Annotated in this window: 20 protein-coding genes and 5 pseudogenes; 18 read left to right on the plus strand and 7 right to left on the minus strand. The window is 35.3% G+C overall.

Going from position 1 to position 16583, the window contains the following annotated elements; translation table 11 throughout:
* The 4 genes from AA637_RS14710 (at position 1) to AA637_RS14725 (ending at position 2238) form a co-directional block, all read left to right on the plus strand.
* A complete protein-coding gene (locus AA637_RS14710; RefSeq protein WP_446684655.1) occupies positions 1–591 on the plus strand; it encodes a ParA family protein in 591 nt (196 codons plus the stop codon).
* Positions 588–989, plus strand: a complete 402-nt coding sequence (locus AA637_RS14715) for a hypothetical protein (RefSeq protein WP_446684656.1) — start codon at positions 588–590, stop codon at positions 987–989. Before AA637_RS14710 ends, AA637_RS14715 begins: the two co-directional genes overlap by 4 nt.
* 5 nt (positions 990–994) lie before the next feature.
* Positions 995–1300: an HNH endonuclease gene (locus AA637_RS14720; protein WP_446684657.1), complete on the plus strand. Its 306-nt coding sequence runs from the start codon at positions 995–997 to the stop codon at positions 1298–1300.
* 617 nt (positions 1301–1917) lie between these two features.
* The gene (locus AA637_RS14725) at positions 1918–2238 is read left to right on the plus strand and encodes a hypothetical protein (protein WP_446684658.1); all 321 of its coding nucleotides are present in this window, start codon (positions 1918–1920) and stop codon (positions 2236–2238) included.
* 568 nt (positions 2239–2806) lie between these two features.
* Here the strand turns inward: AA637_RS14725 and AA637_RS14730 are convergent.
* The gene (locus AA637_RS14730; RefSeq protein ID WP_446684659.1) at positions 2807–3547 is read right to left on the minus strand and encodes a hypothetical protein; all 741 of its coding nucleotides are present in this window, start codon (positions 3545–3547) and stop codon (positions 2807–2809) included.
* Positions 3548–4213: 666 nt separating this feature from the next.
* Between AA637_RS14730 and AA637_RS14735 the strand changes: the two genes are divergently transcribed.
* Both AA637_RS14735 and AA637_RS14740 read left to right on the plus strand, forming a co-directional pair.
* Positions 4214–4507 (plus strand): hypothetical protein, encoded by a 294-nt coding sequence (locus tag AA637_RS14735; protein ID WP_069789433.1) that lies wholly within the window; start codon positions 4214–4216, stop codon positions 4505–4507.
* Positions 4498–5706 (plus strand): relaxase/mobilization nuclease domain-containing protein, encoded by a 1209-nt coding sequence (locus tag AA637_RS14740; protein ID WP_446684660.1) that lies wholly within the window; start codon positions 4498–4500, stop codon positions 5704–5706. The genes AA637_RS14735 and AA637_RS14740 overlap by 10 nt, the downstream gene beginning before the upstream one ends.
* Before the next feature lie 123 nt (positions 5707–5829).
* Here the strand turns inward: AA637_RS14740 and AA637_RS14745 are convergent, their stop codons facing one another.
* The 6 genes from AA637_RS14745 to AA637_RS14770 form a co-directional block, all read right to left on the minus strand.
* Positions 5830–6036 (minus strand): type II toxin-antitoxin system HicB family antitoxin, encoded by a 207-nt coding sequence (locus tag AA637_RS14745; protein WP_069789431.1) that lies wholly within the window; start codon positions 6034–6036, stop codon positions 5830–5832.
* Complete coding sequence (locus AA637_RS14750; protein WP_069789430.1) at positions 6023–6361, minus strand: Txe/YoeB family addiction module toxin; 339 nt, start codon at positions 6359–6361, stop codon at positions 6023–6025. Before AA637_RS14750 ends, AA637_RS14745 begins: the two co-directional genes overlap by 14 nt.
* A complete protein-coding gene (locus AA637_RS14755) occupies positions 6351–6647 on the minus strand; it encodes a type II toxin-antitoxin system Phd/YefM family antitoxin (protein ID WP_446684661.1) in 297 nt (98 codons plus the stop codon). The genes AA637_RS14750 and AA637_RS14755 overlap by 11 nt, the downstream gene beginning before the upstream one ends.
* 262 nt (positions 6648–6909) lie before the next feature.
* Complete coding sequence (locus AA637_RS14760) at positions 6910–7161, minus strand: hypothetical protein (protein WP_446684662.1); 252 nt, start codon at positions 7159–7161, stop codon at positions 6910–6912.
* A gap of 23 nt (positions 7162–7184) precedes the next feature.
* Positions 7185–7583, minus strand: a complete 399-nt coding sequence (locus AA637_RS14765) for a hypothetical protein (RefSeq protein WP_446684663.1) — start codon at positions 7581–7583, stop codon at positions 7185–7187.
* Between the two features lie 484 nt (positions 7584–8067).
* Positions 8068–10965: a DUF5906 domain-containing protein gene (locus tag AA637_RS14770; protein WP_446684664.1), complete on the minus strand. Its 2898-nt coding sequence runs from the start codon at positions 10963–10965 to the stop codon at positions 8068–8070.
* Between the two features lie 562 nt (positions 10966–11527).
* On the opposite strand from AA637_RS14770, the gene AA637_RS14775 reads away from it, so the two are divergent.
* The 12 genes and pseudogenes from AA637_RS14775 to AA637_RS14830 all read left to right on the plus strand — a co-directional run bounded on the left by AA637_RS14775 (position 11528) and on the right by AA637_RS14830 (position 16328).
* On the plus strand, positions 11528–11818 hold the full coding sequence (locus AA637_RS14775; protein WP_446684665.1) for a hypothetical protein: 291 nt from the start codon (positions 11528–11530) through the stop codon (positions 11816–11818).
* A gap of 383 nt (positions 11819–12201) precedes the next feature.
* Positions 12202–12939 (plus strand): annotated as a pseudogene (locus tag AA637_RS14780) (type I restriction-modification system subunit M); the annotation flags it as partial.
* Between the two features lie 53 nt (positions 12940–12992).
* Positions 12993–13289 carry a transposase gene (locus tag AA637_RS14785; protein WP_446682652.1) on the plus strand — a complete coding sequence of 99 codons (297 nt, stop codon included), beginning with the start codon at positions 12993–12995 and terminating at the stop codon, positions 13287–13289.
* Between the two features lie 2 nt (positions 13290–13291).
* A pseudogene (locus AA637_RS14790) lies at positions 13292–13830 on the plus strand (transposase).
* 28 nt (positions 13831–13858) lie between these two features.
* Positions 13859–14014 (plus strand): annotated as a pseudogene (locus tag AA637_RS14795) (hypothetical protein); the annotation flags it as partial.
* A gap of 41 nt (positions 14015–14055) precedes the next feature.
* Positions 14056–14418: an N-6 DNA methylase gene (locus AA637_RS14800; RefSeq protein WP_446684666.1), complete on the plus strand. Its 363-nt coding sequence runs from the start codon at positions 14056–14058 to the stop codon at positions 14416–14418.
* Complete coding sequence (locus AA637_RS14805; RefSeq protein WP_069789425.1) at positions 14418–14621, plus strand: hypothetical protein; 204 nt, start codon at positions 14418–14420, stop codon at positions 14619–14621. Before AA637_RS14800 ends, AA637_RS14805 begins: the two co-directional genes overlap by 1 nt.
* On the plus strand, positions 14621–15004 hold the full coding sequence (locus AA637_RS14810; RefSeq protein WP_446684667.1) for a PIN domain-containing protein: 384 nt from the start codon (positions 14621–14623) through the stop codon (positions 15002–15004). The genes AA637_RS14805 and AA637_RS14810 overlap by 1 nt, the downstream gene beginning before the upstream one ends.
* 236 nt (positions 15005–15240) lie before the next feature.
* Positions 15241–15363, plus strand: a pseudogene (locus AA637_RS14815) (BrnT family toxin); the annotation flags it as partial.
* On the plus strand, positions 15360–15782 hold the full coding sequence (locus AA637_RS14820; protein WP_446684668.1) for a PIN domain-containing protein: 423 nt from the start codon (positions 15360–15362) through the stop codon (positions 15780–15782). The pseudogene AA637_RS14815 and the gene AA637_RS14820, both read left to right, overlap by 4 nt.
* Positions 15783–15787: 5 nt before the next feature.
* Positions 15788–16080: pseudogene (locus AA637_RS14825) on the plus strand (nucleotidyltransferase family protein).
* A complete protein-coding gene (locus tag AA637_RS14830) occupies positions 16077–16328 on the plus strand; it encodes a HepT-like ribonuclease domain-containing protein (RefSeq protein ID WP_446684669.1) in 252 nt (83 codons plus the stop codon). The pseudogene AA637_RS14825 and the gene AA637_RS14830 overlap by 4 nt, the downstream one beginning before the upstream one ends.
* Positions 16329–16583: the final 255 nt, after the last annotated feature.

A 16583-nucleotide genomic window follows, 5' to 3' on the forward strand; every position in this document is an offset into this window, starting at 1 on the left:
ATGTTTATTACCGTAACGGGATTTAAAGGTGGGGTAGGGAAAACGACTACAGCGGTGCATCTTGCTTGTTACTTTTCCCAATTTGGTAAAACCTTGTTGGTGGATGGAGATCCCAATCAATCAGCTACTGCGTGGGAAAAACGAGGACAGTTACCGTTCAAAATAGTTAATCTGATGGCGGCGGCTAAGTATTCTCAGGAATATGAGCATATTATTATTGATACCGCTGCGCGCCCCGATGCTGACGAGATGAAGGCTTTAGTGGATGGTTGCGACTTGTTAATATTACCTACTTCCGCAGAAGCTCTTGCCATAGATGCTCTTTTGCAAACCGTTGATTTACTTCACGATTTAGGGGGAGATTATCGAATTTTACTTACTATGATTCACCCACCCCCAGTAAAGACTGGACAAATGGCAAAACAGGCATTAATGGATGCTGATTTGAAACTATTTGAAGGGGAAATCCGCCGTTATATTGCCTATGAAAAAGCGTCTCTTATGGGTGTTCCTGTATATGAATCGGGAGATCGTCGGGGGAAAATTGCATGGAAAGACTATCAAAAAATCGGTAAGGAGATTTATTCATGAATAAGACTAATCCCTATGCTAATTTAACTAAAAACTTAAAAGCGAAGACCGATAAAACTAAATCTGAAAATCTTACCAAGATTCAAGAGGGAGATAGTAAAAATATAGAGCAAGAAGAATCTTTATCAATGGAGTCTATTAACAAGGAAGAATCTCAGTCAGTAGTACCAAAGAAAAAAGGCAGACCATCCACGGGGAAGCGTAGTAATCCTGATTGGATTGGTCGTACTTATTATATAAGGAAAGAAATTGATTTTGATGTAGCAGACCAACTGCTAAAACTTAAGCGAGAGGGTATTGATTTAGATAAATCTGACTTGGTGAATTTTCTCCTTGAAGAATGGGTAAAAAGTCAACAAGGTGAAAGGGCGACATTTCGCATTGGTGAAAATATGTAATAACTATGAGCAAGAGTCGTTATCCCGATAACTGGAATGAGATTGCCTTCAAACAAAAGGAGAAAGTTAAATGGCGGTGTCAAAAATGCGGTGTGCAGTGCATTAAGCCGGGGGATAAGACGGCTCATCTTAGTAAATCGAACCGTGCCAAAATAACTATGGTGGTTCATCATTCTAATTATCAACCAGAGGATAATAGAGAAGAAAACTTGGTTTGCCTTTGTACCGCTTGTCATTTGAGTTACCATACCAGAAAGCGTGGTAATATCAGCATCGGACAGTTATCTCTTGATTTAGACGTTAATAACTAACCTTAAAAAAACGTGCTAAGGGTTATCTAAAATTCATGCTAAAAGTACCTCAATGCTACACCCCATAAAGGGTTGACTCGTTCATAAATACTCAGATGGGTGGAGCGTTACGTTGCTTGTTTTATGCCCATCACCGAGCGTGATAGGCACGAACGCCCTTTGATGGCAACCTCGTAAAGAAGCCTATGGTGGTGCAAAAACTACGTTCCTACACGCTCCCAACATAGCTCAAACTCATATACTGTATTAGTTTGACTCGCATGACTGCATAACAACTTATTAGCACTTGAGTGAATCAAGTTTGAGCGGAGAACCATTAAACTTAGAATTAGCGCACCACACTGAGTATTAGACTATATATGGGTTTAAGTATTGTTACTATCAATTAGAGCAGCACAGGTGATAAGTTTTAAATCAGGGTTAAACTGATCCCCTGTGCGTGTTAAATTCATGATTACTACCTCTGTTCAAGCAGAGGCTTTACTTTTTGTTTTGAACTAGAGGATTAATCTCCTCTTTTTCTTGTCCTTATTATAATTTTTTAAAAAGTTTATTATGTTAAAATATTAGTATTTATTACTACTTTTAAATAAAAGTTTTCCAGCGCACTTAAAACCATGAATAAACCAAAGATTGTTAAGCGAGTAATAGATAGATTATTCAGAAAAAAGAATGAAGATAAAGCATGGAATGAGTTTGTAGATATGGGAGTAGAAGCCTATATGGAACAGCACAACATTCAGACTAAAGAAGAACCCATAATAGACGCAGTTAGGGCATTAATCATCGGTAAAATTTACATCTCTGAACAGTCAGAAATAGTAGCTGAAATGGTAAAAGTTGACAGAGATTTAGAGGAAACAATTATGGCGATGATAGGTCATAATGTCATCCCAAAAACTATGCCAGAAATGGAACAGATGAAAGATTTTAATTGAACGCCCGAAAAATTCCCGTATCCGTTATCCTCAAACGCCTTGATTAATTTTGTACTACACCTTCTGATTTTTTTATGTTAAAAACTATATATGATAAGGTGTCTGGAGCTTGATTAACTCTCCTCTCCCATAAATGACTAACCCTGAAGCTATTGATATATCTAGCTTGTAGGTCACTTCTAACATAAATTTGTTGAAAGGTGTAGTACAGATTTGAGAAAAGCACCCAACCCATAACGCTCTCATCAAACCGAAAACCAAAGTAATCATAAATTGTCGTGGGGGTGGAGCGTTGCGTTGCTTCGTCTTTCAACACCATCCATGATGGTGAAGGAATATAACATAACACCGATCTATTTGAAGTTAAACCGCATGGCTAAAAGACTTCACGCCTTCACGCTCCCTAGCTAATCCAATCAACCAATAACGCTCTAATATATTGCTATATCTAGATTAGGATTTACTTTTAACATAAATTTGAGATAAGGTGTAGTACGGATTTTGGGAGAGAAAAGCTAATCCCTGAGAAACCCAATGAAAGGTCAAGGATCGACGAGTTATCTAAGAATTAAATCAAGGAGAGGAGATGTGCCTTGAGGATTAGGACAAAGGAATCGTAGGGAATATTGAGATGTGGGTTATCAAGCACGGCGGACTTCCAAAGTGTTAATGCAGTTTTCTGGGAAACACGACGTTGAATAACCAATGACGTTAGGTTTAGAGTATCAAGATATTGAAATAGTTGAGCGTTGGAACTAACAGGTTTTGTGGTGTTAGCAGTAGTTGTAGTTTGAGTAGTGGTGGTAGAGGTCGTAGTTGTTTTAATTGATGGGTTTTCAGTAAATAGTTTATGGAGTACAGCAATATGTAAAGCGTCACCAATAGCACTATGCAGAGATAGCTTTATTTTATTTCTTACATGGGGAGGAAGATATTGCAGTATAGTCTCAGAATTAACATGAAATTCCTCACCTATATCTTTTAAGGTTATTTTACCAAGTTCATCTTGTAAATCAAGCAGACTATACTTTGAGAGGTTTAAACCAGAGTCCTTAAGAATTTGTTTATCATGTGTTTTATCCCAAAAAACAAGAGTTTTCATATTTTTAAAGGGTGATATAGTCTTTATAATGCTTGCTCGTACTTCTTGGAGTTTGATGTTAGGAGCAAAAGTAAAAGATCTAAAACAAAGATATTGATCTCCCCACCAAGCTAAACCAAATTCAGTAGGTCTAAGTTGTCCACCACCTTCACGGGTAAACTCAAAATCAAGATAGCCGATATTCCTTAACTGATTCTTATTTGCCATAGTCCATGTTCCTCAAGATACACTTGCCTATGTAATTATCGTGCCATTAAGATTGATTCTTTGAAATCTCCCATAAGAAATCGTAGGCATTCATTGGGTAGATTAAAGTTGTTGAGAAGATATTTTTAAAATCAGTTAGGTGTAAAGTCTTGTAGAGTTAACTATCTCACCAAGGACTGAGAGTAATTTAATTTTAGTTGAGGGTTATTAAATTGTTTTGGGTGATACTCCCCAGATCATTTTTGTCGCACTCCCTCCAAAGTCCAACGCCAGTAAAAACGGTTTTTTGTTTCTTTTCGTTACTTTTTCATATAGTATAAACGTTCTGTATTTTTTTGTACCCTATTGGGACTAAAACAAGGCTATAATCCACCCATTTAAGGTCTAAAATCTAAAATAATGCTTGTTATTTTAAAATAATAAGTCTTTTTTTAGTCTCATATTGAACCATTAGAGTCTTAATTAGACACGGTTTTCATTCATTTTTACCATTCCTCTACAAAATAACTCCCATTTCTCCCCAAAACGGCTGTAACCACGAGGACTCGTTTAAACAAGCCATTTTTGCGAATTGTTAAATTTCTAGTCCGATTTTCATTGGTAGGCAATAAAATAGGGTTATTTGTTGTGGATTTAGCCAAAAAATGACGTTTTGAGGGAAAAAACTTGCCTAGAAAAATTATTTGTTCAGTTTACCTTAATGAAGATGAAAAGGAAAAAGCAAATGCCCTTAGTGAAGAAAGAGGAATAACTCTATCAGATTTATTTAAGTCAGTATTGTATAGAAAGATTCCCAAGACACCAAGCCAAGTAAAAGTGAAAGCAATATTAAAGTTAGGAGAGGTGAGGAATCAGATTGAAGAATTGATGGAATATATACCATTGGAGCAACAAAAGAAGTTTAAAGATTTTAGTAAAGTGTTAGAAGAAGTAGAGGAAGAAATTGAACTATGCCCGTAGCAAAGCAAATAAAAGGAGCTGACTTCTACCGATGTATATCGTACTTACTTGATAGGGAAGAAAAAGAAATCATAGAAAGTAACCTGTCAGGTAAAACAGCGATCGCCCTTAGTAAAAGATTTGAATTATGTTGTCAGTTAAATGGGAGGATGAGAAAACCTGTATATCACGCCACAATCTCATTTAACCCGAATGAAGGTGAGTTGGATAATAGAAAGTTAAGGGCAATCTCCTATGATTATTTATATGGCATGGGCTTTGGGGAAGAAGAACCTGATTTAGATAAGTTGGAGAAGGAGAAAAGGAAGGGTGAAGGGCGAATGTTTGGTAGGGAATCCCTTGCTGTACCTTATGTGGTAGTGAAACATGATGATACGGAACATCAGCATATCCATATTGTGGCAGGTAGAGTAAGACATGACGGAAGCTGTGTGTCTAGTTATTGGGATTACCGTAAGTCTGAAAGGGTATTGAGGATGTTGGAAAACTACCATGGATTATCAAGCCCTGAAGGCACGGAAGTATTACAAGAGTTGAGAGATATTTTAGATAGGAGTAAGGAGCAATGTAAGGATTTTCAAGAATTAGATTTAGCCCTAAACCAAGAGGGAGTCAAAGTTTACAAGAAGAAGAGCGGTATTGTTTATGGTTACAAAAATAGTCACTATAAGGGTAATACTTTAGGAGCGAAATATACTCTACAGGGGATGAGTAAGGTGTTGGATATAAAAGGGTTAGAGGACTATCAAACCACTACTCCTAGTTTTGAATTTGATGATGAGTTTATCAAGAGGTTAGAGCAGTATAGGAATACCATGGAACAACTACTCAAAAATCAGGATACTGAGAGTTATAAGGGTGATTATTATGCCATTGAAAGGAGTAAGAAAAGTTTGGTGGTGAGTAAGGTTGATAATTCTGATGAGATGATTAAGTGGATTAAACCTGCACCTAATAAGCCATGGATTCTTAATAACTTTAGGTTTACAAGGGATACCTATGATGATTTTGAGGAGAAGACAATAGGAGTAAAAAACACCCTTGAGGTGCAGGAGAAAGAGAGGATTAAACAACTCGAAGCCGTTGAAAAACAGCAGGAGATTCAAAAGAAATTAATGGAGCAGATACCCTCGTCACAATCAGCTTCGGGAACTATCACTACTAACTCAGGAACTAACAGAAGGAGACGAGGCAGATAACCAGTGCATCTTAACACCAGAAGGAGAAGGAGGAGGTAACGAGCGCACCTTTGAACTAGCAAGTGACTTTAACATGAAAATGCAAAACCCGTAGTAAGATAACCAGCGCACTTTAATCCCTACCTATAACGCAAAGGTGGGATTCCGACCTAATTCTTGGGCTATCTCAATCCATTCTTGGATAATGATTTCAGCATTAGCTATTGCTTCAGCATAAGTTTTTCCATCAGCAAAACAACCGGGTAACTCTGGTACTTCTACGACAAAACAATTATCTTCAACACTCCAATCAATTATTAATTTATATTTTTTACCATCAATACTTTTCATAATGATAACGTGCTTGTAAAAAGTCAATACGCTCCTCTGTGACACGATAAACCAATCTATGCTCTAAATCAATTCTGCGTGACCATGTGTTGGAGTCTAAAAATTTGAGTGGCTCTGGTTTACCAATACCTTCAAACGGTGATTTCATAATAGCTTCAATTAAATCAAGAATTTTATTTGCTTTTGTTTTATCCGTACGATACCACCATGCTAAATCCTCTCGAAAACGAGGATGAAAAACTGGAAACAGTGACTTTACTTCTATAGACTCACTTTTAGTCGCTTTTTGTTGTTCTTTCCGATTGTTTTTCTTTCTACCTTTCAATCCCTAATTCCCCACATAAATCATCCACCGTATGAGGAGAAGGAGGTTGTTGTTTATCCCATTGTTTAGAATCTTCTAAGGCTTCTAATAGTCTTTGAGCGTTGGAGGGAGATCTCAATAAATAAACAGTTTCCAATAAACTTGATAAATCCTCAGCACTGATAAGAGCAATATCTTTATGCCCACGACGTTTGATAACAGCTATACTGTTGTCATTTTCTACTTCATTGAGTAAACTGGCTAAATTTTCCCGTGCTTGAGTATAACTGGTTTCTATGGAAAACATATTTAATCAACCTGTCCAGTAATTCTGTACATATTTGTTTTTCCTAGTTTACCTCAAATTGGGGTAAAGGGGTAAAGCTAGGGAAAGTGTAGAAATGGCAAAGTAAATTAATAGAAGTTCCGAATATACTAAAGTATTGGCACTTCTTTCTATTTTTCTTCTAAACTTTGGGTTTATCTGATGAAATCTTGACAATAAAGAGTAAAAAGTTCCGACACCATCGAAAATCAGCCCTTTTTGATACACACACACAAAATAAATACTATATTACCCTTATCTGAATAGTTATATCTTCATAAGGGTAAACATCCAAACGCCAGAATGCATTAGCTCCGATAGTTATTCGTTCTTCAACATCAATACCTGCTTGACCTTGTTGTTGAAAAGGAGGACTACTACTACGCAAACGCCAATTAAAAGCAGAGGACGGTGAAATCAAACCATAGGTTCTTCCCAAAGTTAAAAAAGAACCTCGAGCAACCCTTGTCCAACTATCTTTAGGACAATCTATCACAGTTGTTCTTCGCCTTGCCATAATTATTTCTCCGTATCTATAAATTTATAGGTTTTCAGATTTTTAAATGATTTAAGCACTTGATATGCAGAATCAATACTAATTTGACGTTCAAAAATTATTAACATTTTCTCAATTAAATCAGATTCACCTTCAATAGGAAAAATATCAGGTGTTAAAAAAGTTTTAGCATTCTTAAAATTTACAATATGTCCACCTAAATCTAAATAATTATCAGAGTCTTTAAAAAAAATTAACAATATTTCTTCAGCATTATTAATCGGAAAACAACACTGAGTTAAAATAAGTTTACAAGCCATAGTAGGTGCTGATATTTGGTCATATAACATTACAACACTTCTAAGAAGACCGAAGTCACTTTCCTGAAAATCACTGACGGTAATAAATGGTTTTTCATTCATAACATTATTTAATCTCCATAATGTCAATATGTTAGTAAATGATTGTCAACAAATATGCAGTTTATCAAATGTAGGTTAATTTTACATTTTAGGTTTAATTCTAACTAAATAATCTTAGATTGACAATTATTTTCTTTTACAAAATATTACTTATTTGAACTACATTTAATGGACTTATGTATTACTAATATAAGTAGTAAATAAAAAGTCAAAAGGTAGTATTAAACTTCAAAAATTATTGATTATCAACACTAAGATTCAAAGCAAAAGTAACATAGAGTGTATTATCAGTTTGGCTTGGCATTCATACCCAATACCCCCTAAAATAACCTGTTCTTGGACAACTTTGATTTAAATAACCTATCAATTAAGGCTAAAAATTAGTTTATTTGTACTTGTCTTTTGAACACTGCCCCTCATGACACGAACCCTATGTTTCAGGCCGTTTCCGCCTAATAGTAGCTACAGCCACCACCAGTAGAGCTTAGGCAATATCATCATTGATGACTATATCTTGGCTTAACTGATTAACTATCTTGATTAATTGAGCATCATTAAGATCTGTAATTGATGTTGGAATAAAATTGACAACTTTAGCAATGTAATTAAACCTTGACTCTCTATCAGTTATTTTCAACTCTGTGAATAACTTCCCAAGAGTATAAATTAATGTCTCCCATTCGTTTTTATTCTGTTTAATTGACTGATTATTCGTAAAAATGTTAGAGCCATGATTTTGGCTATTTTCTATGTTTAAGTCTTTTTGACTAATTTTTTGATTTTTTTGTAAACCACTTTTTATTGGTGTTGACTCATTGTTTTTACTAAAACCATTGCTATATATAGATTCTTGACTCATTTCTTGACTCATTTCTTGACTCATTTCTTGACTCATTTCTTGACTCATTTCTTGACTCATTGGATCAAGATTATAATTTTTAGATAGAGAGTCATTTTGATGATTATTTAGCTCGAATGAGTCAGTGAATGAGTGTATGGATGAGGCTGTTAATGAGGGTAAAAATGAGTCAGTACAATTGCCCTCTAAGCTATTATTTAAAGGCTTTTCAGGGGTAGGCAATGAGTCAACATTATTTTTTTGTATTCTTATCCCACGAATATATGTAACTCTATCTCTTTTATACTCAGTCGCTTTTGGGAACAATTCTAAAAGTCTAGGCTTAAATTTATTAGAACTCTTAATAATAGGGTCATCTTTTTCTCCATCGTCTAACCATACTTTTTTGGGCTTTTTTCCGTTATTATCCCAGTCATAATATCCCTCCTCGTAATACCATTCATCTAATAGATTATATACCTCACCAATTTTCATCAAATCACGGTCATCGTTGGTAAACTCTAAATTAATATCTTTAGCAAACCTTCTTAAATGATTGCTTTCTAATTGAATCTTTTCGGTGTAGTCTGAGGTAGCCTGATAATTTATTCCGTTGCGATAAACATTACCAAAAGCGATAATCATTAAATTAAGCATAGCGGGGGCTACTTCCTTAATCAGAAAATCCTTATCATGCTTAAATTTTGGATCTGCTTTTAGCTCACCTCTTTGGGGAGTCATGGAATAAACCTTAGTAAAGGGGATAATAGCCAATCTGGACTGGATAGCTTTTTGGTCGCCCTTAAGTTTTGGATCTTGATTACTATTGAATAGAAATAAGGCTTTCAACTCAATATCTACCCTATCTTTACCCTTTGCCTCCACGGAAATTGGATCTCCTGTGATTGCTTGTTTAAGGGATTGGATAGAGTCAATGGGTATCTGTTTATTTTCACTACTCCAATTAATTCTGGGCATGGAAGCTAATCTATGAAGGGAGAAGCCCCGTCCATTATCACTTTGTTTGAAATCATTAAGGCTACAGCTGGTTATCCCTTTTTTGCCTAGAATCAAACTAATTATTTCCCTGAGAGTATCTTTACCGTTGCTACCCTCACCCACTAACATTAAGGCTCTGATGCGGTCATATTTTTGGCGGATTAGCTCGGGGTTAAGGATTGTTGATACTGATTCTAAGAATAGGGATTTATAAGGCTCATCTAAGCATTCTAAGAGTTTTAGGGCGGGGGTTAAATCTTTGTGGGGGTCATAGTCCATTTTACCTTGATAGGTAAAGTAAACATCAGGGCTATAGGGTTTGAGGGTGAAGTATGGTTTATTGTCTTTTACCTCGGAGACTAAGTACCCATTATTTAATGGTAAACCCTGACAATTGAGCATTGATGGTGAAACATAAAAGTAGTTCTTACACCAGTCAAAAACTTTTTTAATATTGTGAGGACTGGCGAGGGATTTTTTGCCTTTATCATCTATATAGTTGGCACACCACTTGGTAATATCTCTTTTAATTATGCCGTCTTCTATGGCTTCATAAATACTCCCATTATATTTATGAAACATTATCCCGTTATGTAACCAATGACCGCTAAATAATTCATGCTGGGCTTGTAGTAACCATGGTTGTTTGACAATTTCTATATCTTCATCATCAAATGTTACAGGGGATTTACTAGGTTGTTTCTTCTTGGTAAAAAGGTTATCGTATTGCTGGTCATAGGATAATAATTCGGTGGTATAGTTATCCCCTTCATGGGTGATAATATATTCGAGTAGTTTCCTCGCATCTTCTTTTTTATCTTCGGGGATTAATTTAGATAACTCAACATAATCATCACCTTTATCGGCTACTTTACCAGCTATTTTTTTAATCAATTCACTGGTGGGTAATAAAACCACTTCAAAGAGATTTTTATTAGGATATTCGGAGTAAGCCTTATAAAATTTGATAGCTTTTTTGATACCTGCCTCGTCATGGTCGGCAATATAAACTAATCCTTTGATGCCGTTAGCTACTGCTTCATCAAATAAACGATTAAATACGGTAAAGTCTGATTTACTATTGCTGTGAGCGCCTATGATGGAGGTGCTGATATAACCATCATTTAGGGCGTAATCACAGGGTTTTTCACCCTCAAGGACTAATATCCATTTACCGTTTGCCTGTGGGAATAGTTTAAGGTGATACGGTAGCCAGTGATTTTTTTTAGTGCCATATTTTGGCTTAACGGCTTTTTCAAGGCTTCTCAACCCATTAGCATTTACATTGGGGAATATAGATCTGGTAACTGATAATTGGTTAGGGTAAGATAATTTGAAATAGTAGAGATTTTTGGGCTTTTCTGGATATTTATGGAACAGAGCTTTAAATTCATCTTCGGGCATATCCATTAAATATTGCTCTGAATACTTGGCTCTTAATTTTGCTTCTTTTTCATAGTGGCTAATGATGTTGTCAACGGATGTTGAACAAGTAGCCAAAAAATCCCCATTGTTTGGGCGTACGTCACTATTATTTGTTATCATTTATTTAAGTTAATTTTATTTCCGCTCTCTAAGAGCCTTAGTGTATAAAAGTTTGCTGTATGAGGTGTTGGCGCACCTCTTCAATAATTGTACACAAAAAAGGGTTGGTGATTTTAAGAGAAATCACCATTCTCTATTTTTGGATACTAGAGAGTTAAAACCTCTCTTTTTATTATTCAAATTAATATTCTTGCCTCCAAAATTAGACTATTAGGATAATATAACTTGCAATATTCTATCATTTTATCTATCGCTTGTAACAAAGATTACTTTGTACAATATCATACCTTAAGCTATCATGTTAATAAATAATAAACTATTTAATTTTATATTAATTTAATCCTTTAAGTTTCTTTACAAAAAGAGCATTTTTAATTAATTATGTATAATTCACTTGTAACAGGCTACTGTAACGTTTGCAACAGGTGATATAATTGTTACATTATTTATTAGTAAGAAAAAATAACTATATGGTGCTATGAATCGTCAATATAATCCCAAATCATTAGAAAATATCAAGCCCCACCAGTTCAAGCCGAAATGGAAATCAGGGAAAACTAAGTTGATGAGATTACCGATCGCCCTTGAGGAAGATATATTGACTTATACGAGGGTAATTGATAGTGGTGTTGATATTGATAACAGTCCTAAATCAGATGTAACAACTAATGGACTAGAAGAACTAATTAAGATTACAGAAGAATTGGCAAAGATGATAAAAACGATTAATATTGATAATGATACTGACGAAAAAAGTGATATGGTTGGTAGTGCATCAAGAGTAATCGAATGCTTGAAAGCTGCATTAGAAAGTCGATCCAATGCAAGAGGTGATTCTAGTAGTAGTGATTAGGAAATAAAATTTAACCCAATGTTGTTGAGAATTTCCTATTTCTAATGATGGATAGACAAAAAACCAATAGGTAACCTGAGTTCGGGATAAGCTGAAAGTACTATTTTTTCGTCACCTAAAAACCCTATAGTTTCATGGAAATAACGATAAAATTGCTTTAAGCCGAACTGACGTTAGGTAAAGTGGCGTAGTTCAGTGGGATAACTTTATCTAAAGAGGGGGCAGTGTAGCTACAACGATGGGAGGAATCTGTTATTCTATCAGTCAAGAAAAACAGTCAAGAAAAATGTCCATTGTACAAAGATAGTAAATATTAGCCCATATCAGATAGCTAGTAAACCCTCTTAAATCCTGATAAGATTATCATTTGACCAATCAAATTTATGCCCAAAAAGAAACAGACAGCCAATAATAGCGATACCTTTGAACAGAAGTTATGGAAGACAGCTGATAAACTCCGTAAGAATATTGACGCAGCGGAATATAAGCACATTGTCCTTGGTTTAATCTTCCTAAAATATATCTCAGATGCCTTTGAAGAACTACACCAGAAGCTGTTATTAGGGGAAGGAGTTTATGAAGGGGCAGACCCTGAAGATAAAGATGAATATGTAGCAGAGAATATCTTTTTCGTACCTCCACAGGCGAGATGGTCATATATCCAAGGACAAGCTAAACAACCTACCATCGGTAAGATTGTAGATGATGCCATGGAGTTGATTGAGAGGGAGAATAGTAAAAGATTAAAAGGTATTTTACCCAAGGTATATGGTCAACAAAAACTAGACCAAGCATCACTGGGAGGATTAATTGATTTAATTGGTTCTGTCACTTTAGGGGATGCCGAAGCACAGGCTCAGGATGTTTTGGGTAGGGTATATGAATATTTCCTTGGGCAGTTTGCTTTAGCTGAAGGGAAGAAGGGAGGGCAGTTTTACACCCCAGAAAGTATCGTACGATTATTAGTCGAGATGTTAGAGCCTTATAGTGGGCGTGTGTTTGACCCCTGTTGCGGTTCGGGGGGAATGTTTGTTCAGAGTGAGAAGTTTATTCAAGCCCACCAAGGACGTTTAGATGATATTTCAATTTATGGGCAGGAGAGTAATGAGACTACTTATAGAACCCATTTGGTATCTAGTAGAATATTGAGATGAAAACATAGAGAAATAGAAGGATGGCATATTCTAGCAGTCTAAGTGATGAAGAATGGGAAGTAATCAAACCTCTGTTACCAAAAAAGAAACGAACTTGTCCACCAAAGTGGTCTAAAAGACAAATTTGGGATGGTATTTTTTATCAACTCAAAAATGGCTGTAATTGGTCTGATTTACCCAAGGATTTACCGCCTTATTCTACAGTTTACTGGCATTATAAAAACTGGAAAAAAGAGGGTATCTTTGAAATGGTGATGTGTGAGCTTCATAAGCAACTAAGGGAAAAAGTAAAAAAAAATCCACTTGGACTCGATTAATAATCATTGATTCTCAAGCAGTACAAAATACTTGTAGTGCAGGAGTAGAGAGTAAAGGATTTTGTAGGTATAAACTCACCAATGGTATTAAAAGACATTTAGCAGTGGATAGTCTGGGATTTCCTTTTTTCACTTGTTGCACAAAGGCAAGTGTTTCCGATGATCGAGGATTAATCATGATGTTGAGTGAGAACATAGATTATTTTCGTGCCAAACCCATGAATGTTCATAAAATTACGATCCTCGTGGATTCGGGTTATCATCCTGATTTTATCATGAGGGAATTAGAAAAAGTTTATCCACAAATTGGAAAGAAAATTCGTATGGAAAAATCAGGCAAAATCTCTTCTGAACAAAAAAATCAGAAGGAAAAAAAGGATTTGTGGTAGTCAAAGCAAGATGGATCATTGAAAGATCTAATGCTTGGATGGAAAGATGTAAAAATTTGGTCAAAAACTTTGAAAGAACCTTATTCAACTCCACCCAAAAAGTTAACTTATGTTTTATTCGATTACTTTTAAAAAGACTCACTGCTTCCTGAGATACCAAATGGGTTCTATAATACGGGGATTCCTGCTTGTTTATGGTTTCTAAGTCGTGCAAAAAGCAACCCTCACCTTAACGCTCTCCCAAAAGGCGAGGAAGTAAGAAGCCGTAGGGGGGAGGTGTTATTTATTGATGCTTCTGAGTTGGGCTATATGGTAAATCGCCGTAATCGGGCTTTTAATGATGAGGATGTGGCAAAGATAGTTAATACTTACCATTTATGGAAGAAGTTGCCCTCTACTTCACCGCAGGGAGAAATGCCCTCTCCCCCTGCCCTCTCCCACAGAGCGAGGGGAAAATGCCCTCACCCCCAACCCCTCTCCCACAGAGCGAGGGGAGTTATAAGGATATTAAGGGTTTTTGTAAATCAGCAACTTTGGCGGACATTGAAAAGCATAATTTTGTTTTGACTCCAGGGCGTTATGTGGGCATACCTGATGAAGTAGATGATGGTATTGCTTTTGAGGAGAAGATGGAGATTTTAACTAAGGAGTTGGCAATGCAAATGAGAGAGGGTTTGGCTTTGGATGAGGAAATTAAATTACAATTAAAGAAAGTAGGTTTTGCTTTGGAGGTGGATTAATGAGTATAACTGAATTAAAACAGAGTATTTGGCAACGTTTGGAAAAGATGGAGGAGGAAAAACTAACCGCCGTTGTTAATTTTCTCGATAGTTTAGATACTTCTTCATCTGATGAGGTTTTTTTTAGTATGGCTGGTTTATGGGAAAATAGAGATATTACTATCGATTCTATTCGTAAAGAGGCTTGGAAAAAAGAAATTTAATGATTTTAATTGATACTAACATAATCATAGAATTTTATAAAAACAACGCTCTTGTAATAGAAGAATTGCGTACTATTGGTATCAATAATTTAGCTATTAGTGTTATCACTCAAGCCGAATTATACTATGGTGCTTTTAATAAATCCGAGCTATTGAAAATCAAAAAACATCTTGCTTCAATTAATATTTTGCCTGTGAATAGTGATGTTTCTAATCAATTTATCAAATTAATGGAAACCTATTCTTTAAGTCATAAGTTAACAATACCTGATGCTTTAATTGCCTCTACTGCTATAGTTAATGAGATTGATTTATATACTCTTAATTATAAAGATTTTTCTTTTATTGCAGGGTTAAATTTATATCAAATGTCTTCAAATTAATGATTAAAAAATAGTTTCTTTCTGGAGGTGGACTAATGACTATAACAGAAATGATTGAATTTTTTGACCAATTATCAGCACAAGAACAGGATAATTTATTAGAAATTCTAAGTCAACGTCGCTCTCAATTAACAGAGGGGGAAAATTTAGCTAATGACAGTCAATTAAAAGAAAGCATCGCCTCCAGCACTGTTAAACTGGAAGCAGTGGATGATTTAAAAGTCGATTCAGACATGGAAAAACAAGGTTTTTGGTCAGCTTTACAAGATTTTCGCAGTCGGGTTGATTTAGAATCTCTGGATGATGATACTTTTGATAATTTACGGGATAAATCACCGGGTAGGGATGTTATTTTATGAGTTTAAAATATTTGTTGGATACTAATATTATCTCCGAAGCTAAACGTCTTTTACCTAATGAAAATGTCATTAAAAATATTAAGTTATATTCTCAAGAAATAGCCACAGCTTCGGTGGTTATTAGTGAGTTATTGTTTGGAATTTTACGATTGTCAATCTCTAAAAAACGTGAAGATTTAGAAGATTATCTATATAATGTGATTCTTGTTAATATTCCTATTCTTGGCTATGATTTAAGGCCGGCTCAATATCATGCTCAAGAAAGGGTAAGGTTATCTAAAATTGGCAAAACTCCTGCTTTTGCTGATGGGCAAATTGCTAGTATTGCTTTCTCTAATGATTTGATTTTAGTTACTAATAATGTTAAAGATTTTGCAGATTTTGCAGATTTAGAAATTGATAATTGGTTTGAGGGCTAAAATTTATGTCTTTACAAGAGTTACTACAAGAAAAACGAGAGGAAATTTTGGATTTAGCTGATCAACATGGGGCTTTTAATGTGCGAGTTTTTGGTTCGGTGGTGAGGGGAGAGGATACCCCAGATAGTGATATTGATTTTTGATTGATTATGATTTACAACGTATTTCGTCTTGGTTTCCAGCAGGGTTAAAGCTGGATTTGGAGGATTTATTGGGCTGTGAAGTGGATGTGGTGACGGAGAAAGGTTTGCATTGGTATATTAAAAGTCGTGTCCTTCAGGAGGCGATCCAGTTATGAAGGATAATGCTTTATATTTAATCCATGTACGGGAATGTTTGGAGAAAATTAATTCTTATTTACCTGATAATAAGAAAAATTTTTTGGAAAGCCCCATGGTACAGGATGCAATTCTCAGAAATCTGGAATTATGGGGGAATCAATCAAAAGCTACCGCAGGAATGGAAAGATACTCAACCTCAATTGAATGGGTTAAGATTGGTAATTTTAGAAATGTTTTGGCTCATGAGTATTTGGGGTTGATTTAGATACTGTTTGGTTAATTATTGAGGATTATCTCCCTGATCTAAAGAAGGCAGTAACTCAAATGTGTGATCAGTTATTAAAACATGGAGTTTGAAATATGAGTATTCTTGATGATGTTTGTTTAAATATAGTCGATTGTGAGCATAAAACCGCACCTATACAAGACATAGGGATTCCTTCTATAAGAACTACTGGACATAAAAAATGGCGTAGTTGATTTTGAGGGAGCTAATAAAGTTTCAGAAATAACATATAAA

The sequence above is a fragment of the Cyanobacterium sp. HL-69 genome (assembly GCA_002813895.1).
GTDB lineage: Bacteria > Cyanobacteriota > Cyanobacteriia > Cyanobacteriales > Cyanobacteriaceae > Cyanobacterium.

Coding starts and splice junctions, on each gene's coding strand:
- AA637_RS14710 (WP_446684655.1), top strand. CDS start 1: ATGTTTATTACCGTAACGGGATTTAAAGGTGGGGTAGGGAAAACGACT.
- AA637_RS14715 (WP_446684656.1), top strand. CDS start 588: ATGAATAAGACTAATCCCTATGCTAATTTAACTAAAAACTTAAAAGCG.
- AA637_RS14720 (WP_446684657.1), top strand. CDS start 995: ATGAGCAAGAGTCGTTATCCCGATAACTGGAATGAGATTGCCTTCAAA.
- AA637_RS14725 (WP_446684658.1), top strand. CDS start 1,918: ATGAATAAACCAAAGATTGTTAAGCGAGTAATAGATAGATTATTCAGA.
- AA637_RS14730 (WP_446684659.1), bottom strand. CDS start 3,547: ATGGCAAATAAGAATCAGTTAAGGAATATCGGCTATCTTGATTTTGAG.
- AA637_RS14740 (WP_446684660.1), top strand. CDS start 4,498: ATGCCCGTAGCAAAGCAAATAAAAGGAGCTGACTTCTACCGATGTATA.
- AA637_RS14745 (WP_069789431.1), bottom strand. CDS start 6,036: ATGAAAAGTATTGATGGTAAAAAATATAAATTAATAATTGATTGGAGT.
- AA637_RS14755 (WP_446684661.1), bottom strand. CDS start 6,647: ATGTTTTCCATAGAAACCAGTTATACTCAAGCACGGGAAAATTTAGCC.
- AA637_RS14765 (WP_446684663.1), bottom strand. CDS start 7,583: ATGAATGAAAAACCATTTATTACCGTCAGTGATTTTCAGGAAAGTGAC.
- AA637_RS14770 (WP_446684664.1), bottom strand. CDS start 10,965: ATGATAACAAATAATAGTGACGTACGCCCAAACAATGGGGATTTTTTG.
- AA637_RS14785 (WP_446682652.1), top strand. CDS start 12,993: ATGGCATATTCTAGCAGTCTAAGTGATGAAGAATGGGAAGTAATCAAA.
- AA637_RS14800 (WP_446684666.1), top strand. CDS start 14,056: ATGGAAGAAGTTGCCCTCTACTTCACCGCAGGGAGAAATGCCCTCTCC.
- AA637_RS14805 (WP_069789425.1), top strand. CDS start 14,418: ATGAGTATAACTGAATTAAAACAGAGTATTTGGCAACGTTTGGAAAAG.
- AA637_RS14810 (WP_446684667.1), top strand. CDS start 14,621: ATGATTTTAATTGATACTAACATAATCATAGAATTTTATAAAAACAAC.
- AA637_RS14820 (WP_446684668.1), top strand. CDS start 15,360: ATGAGTTTAAAATATTTGTTGGATACTAATATTATCTCCGAAGCTAAA.
- AA637_RS14830 (WP_446684669.1), top strand. CDS start 16,077: ATGAAGGATAATGCTTTATATTTAATCCATGTACGGGAATGTTTGGAG.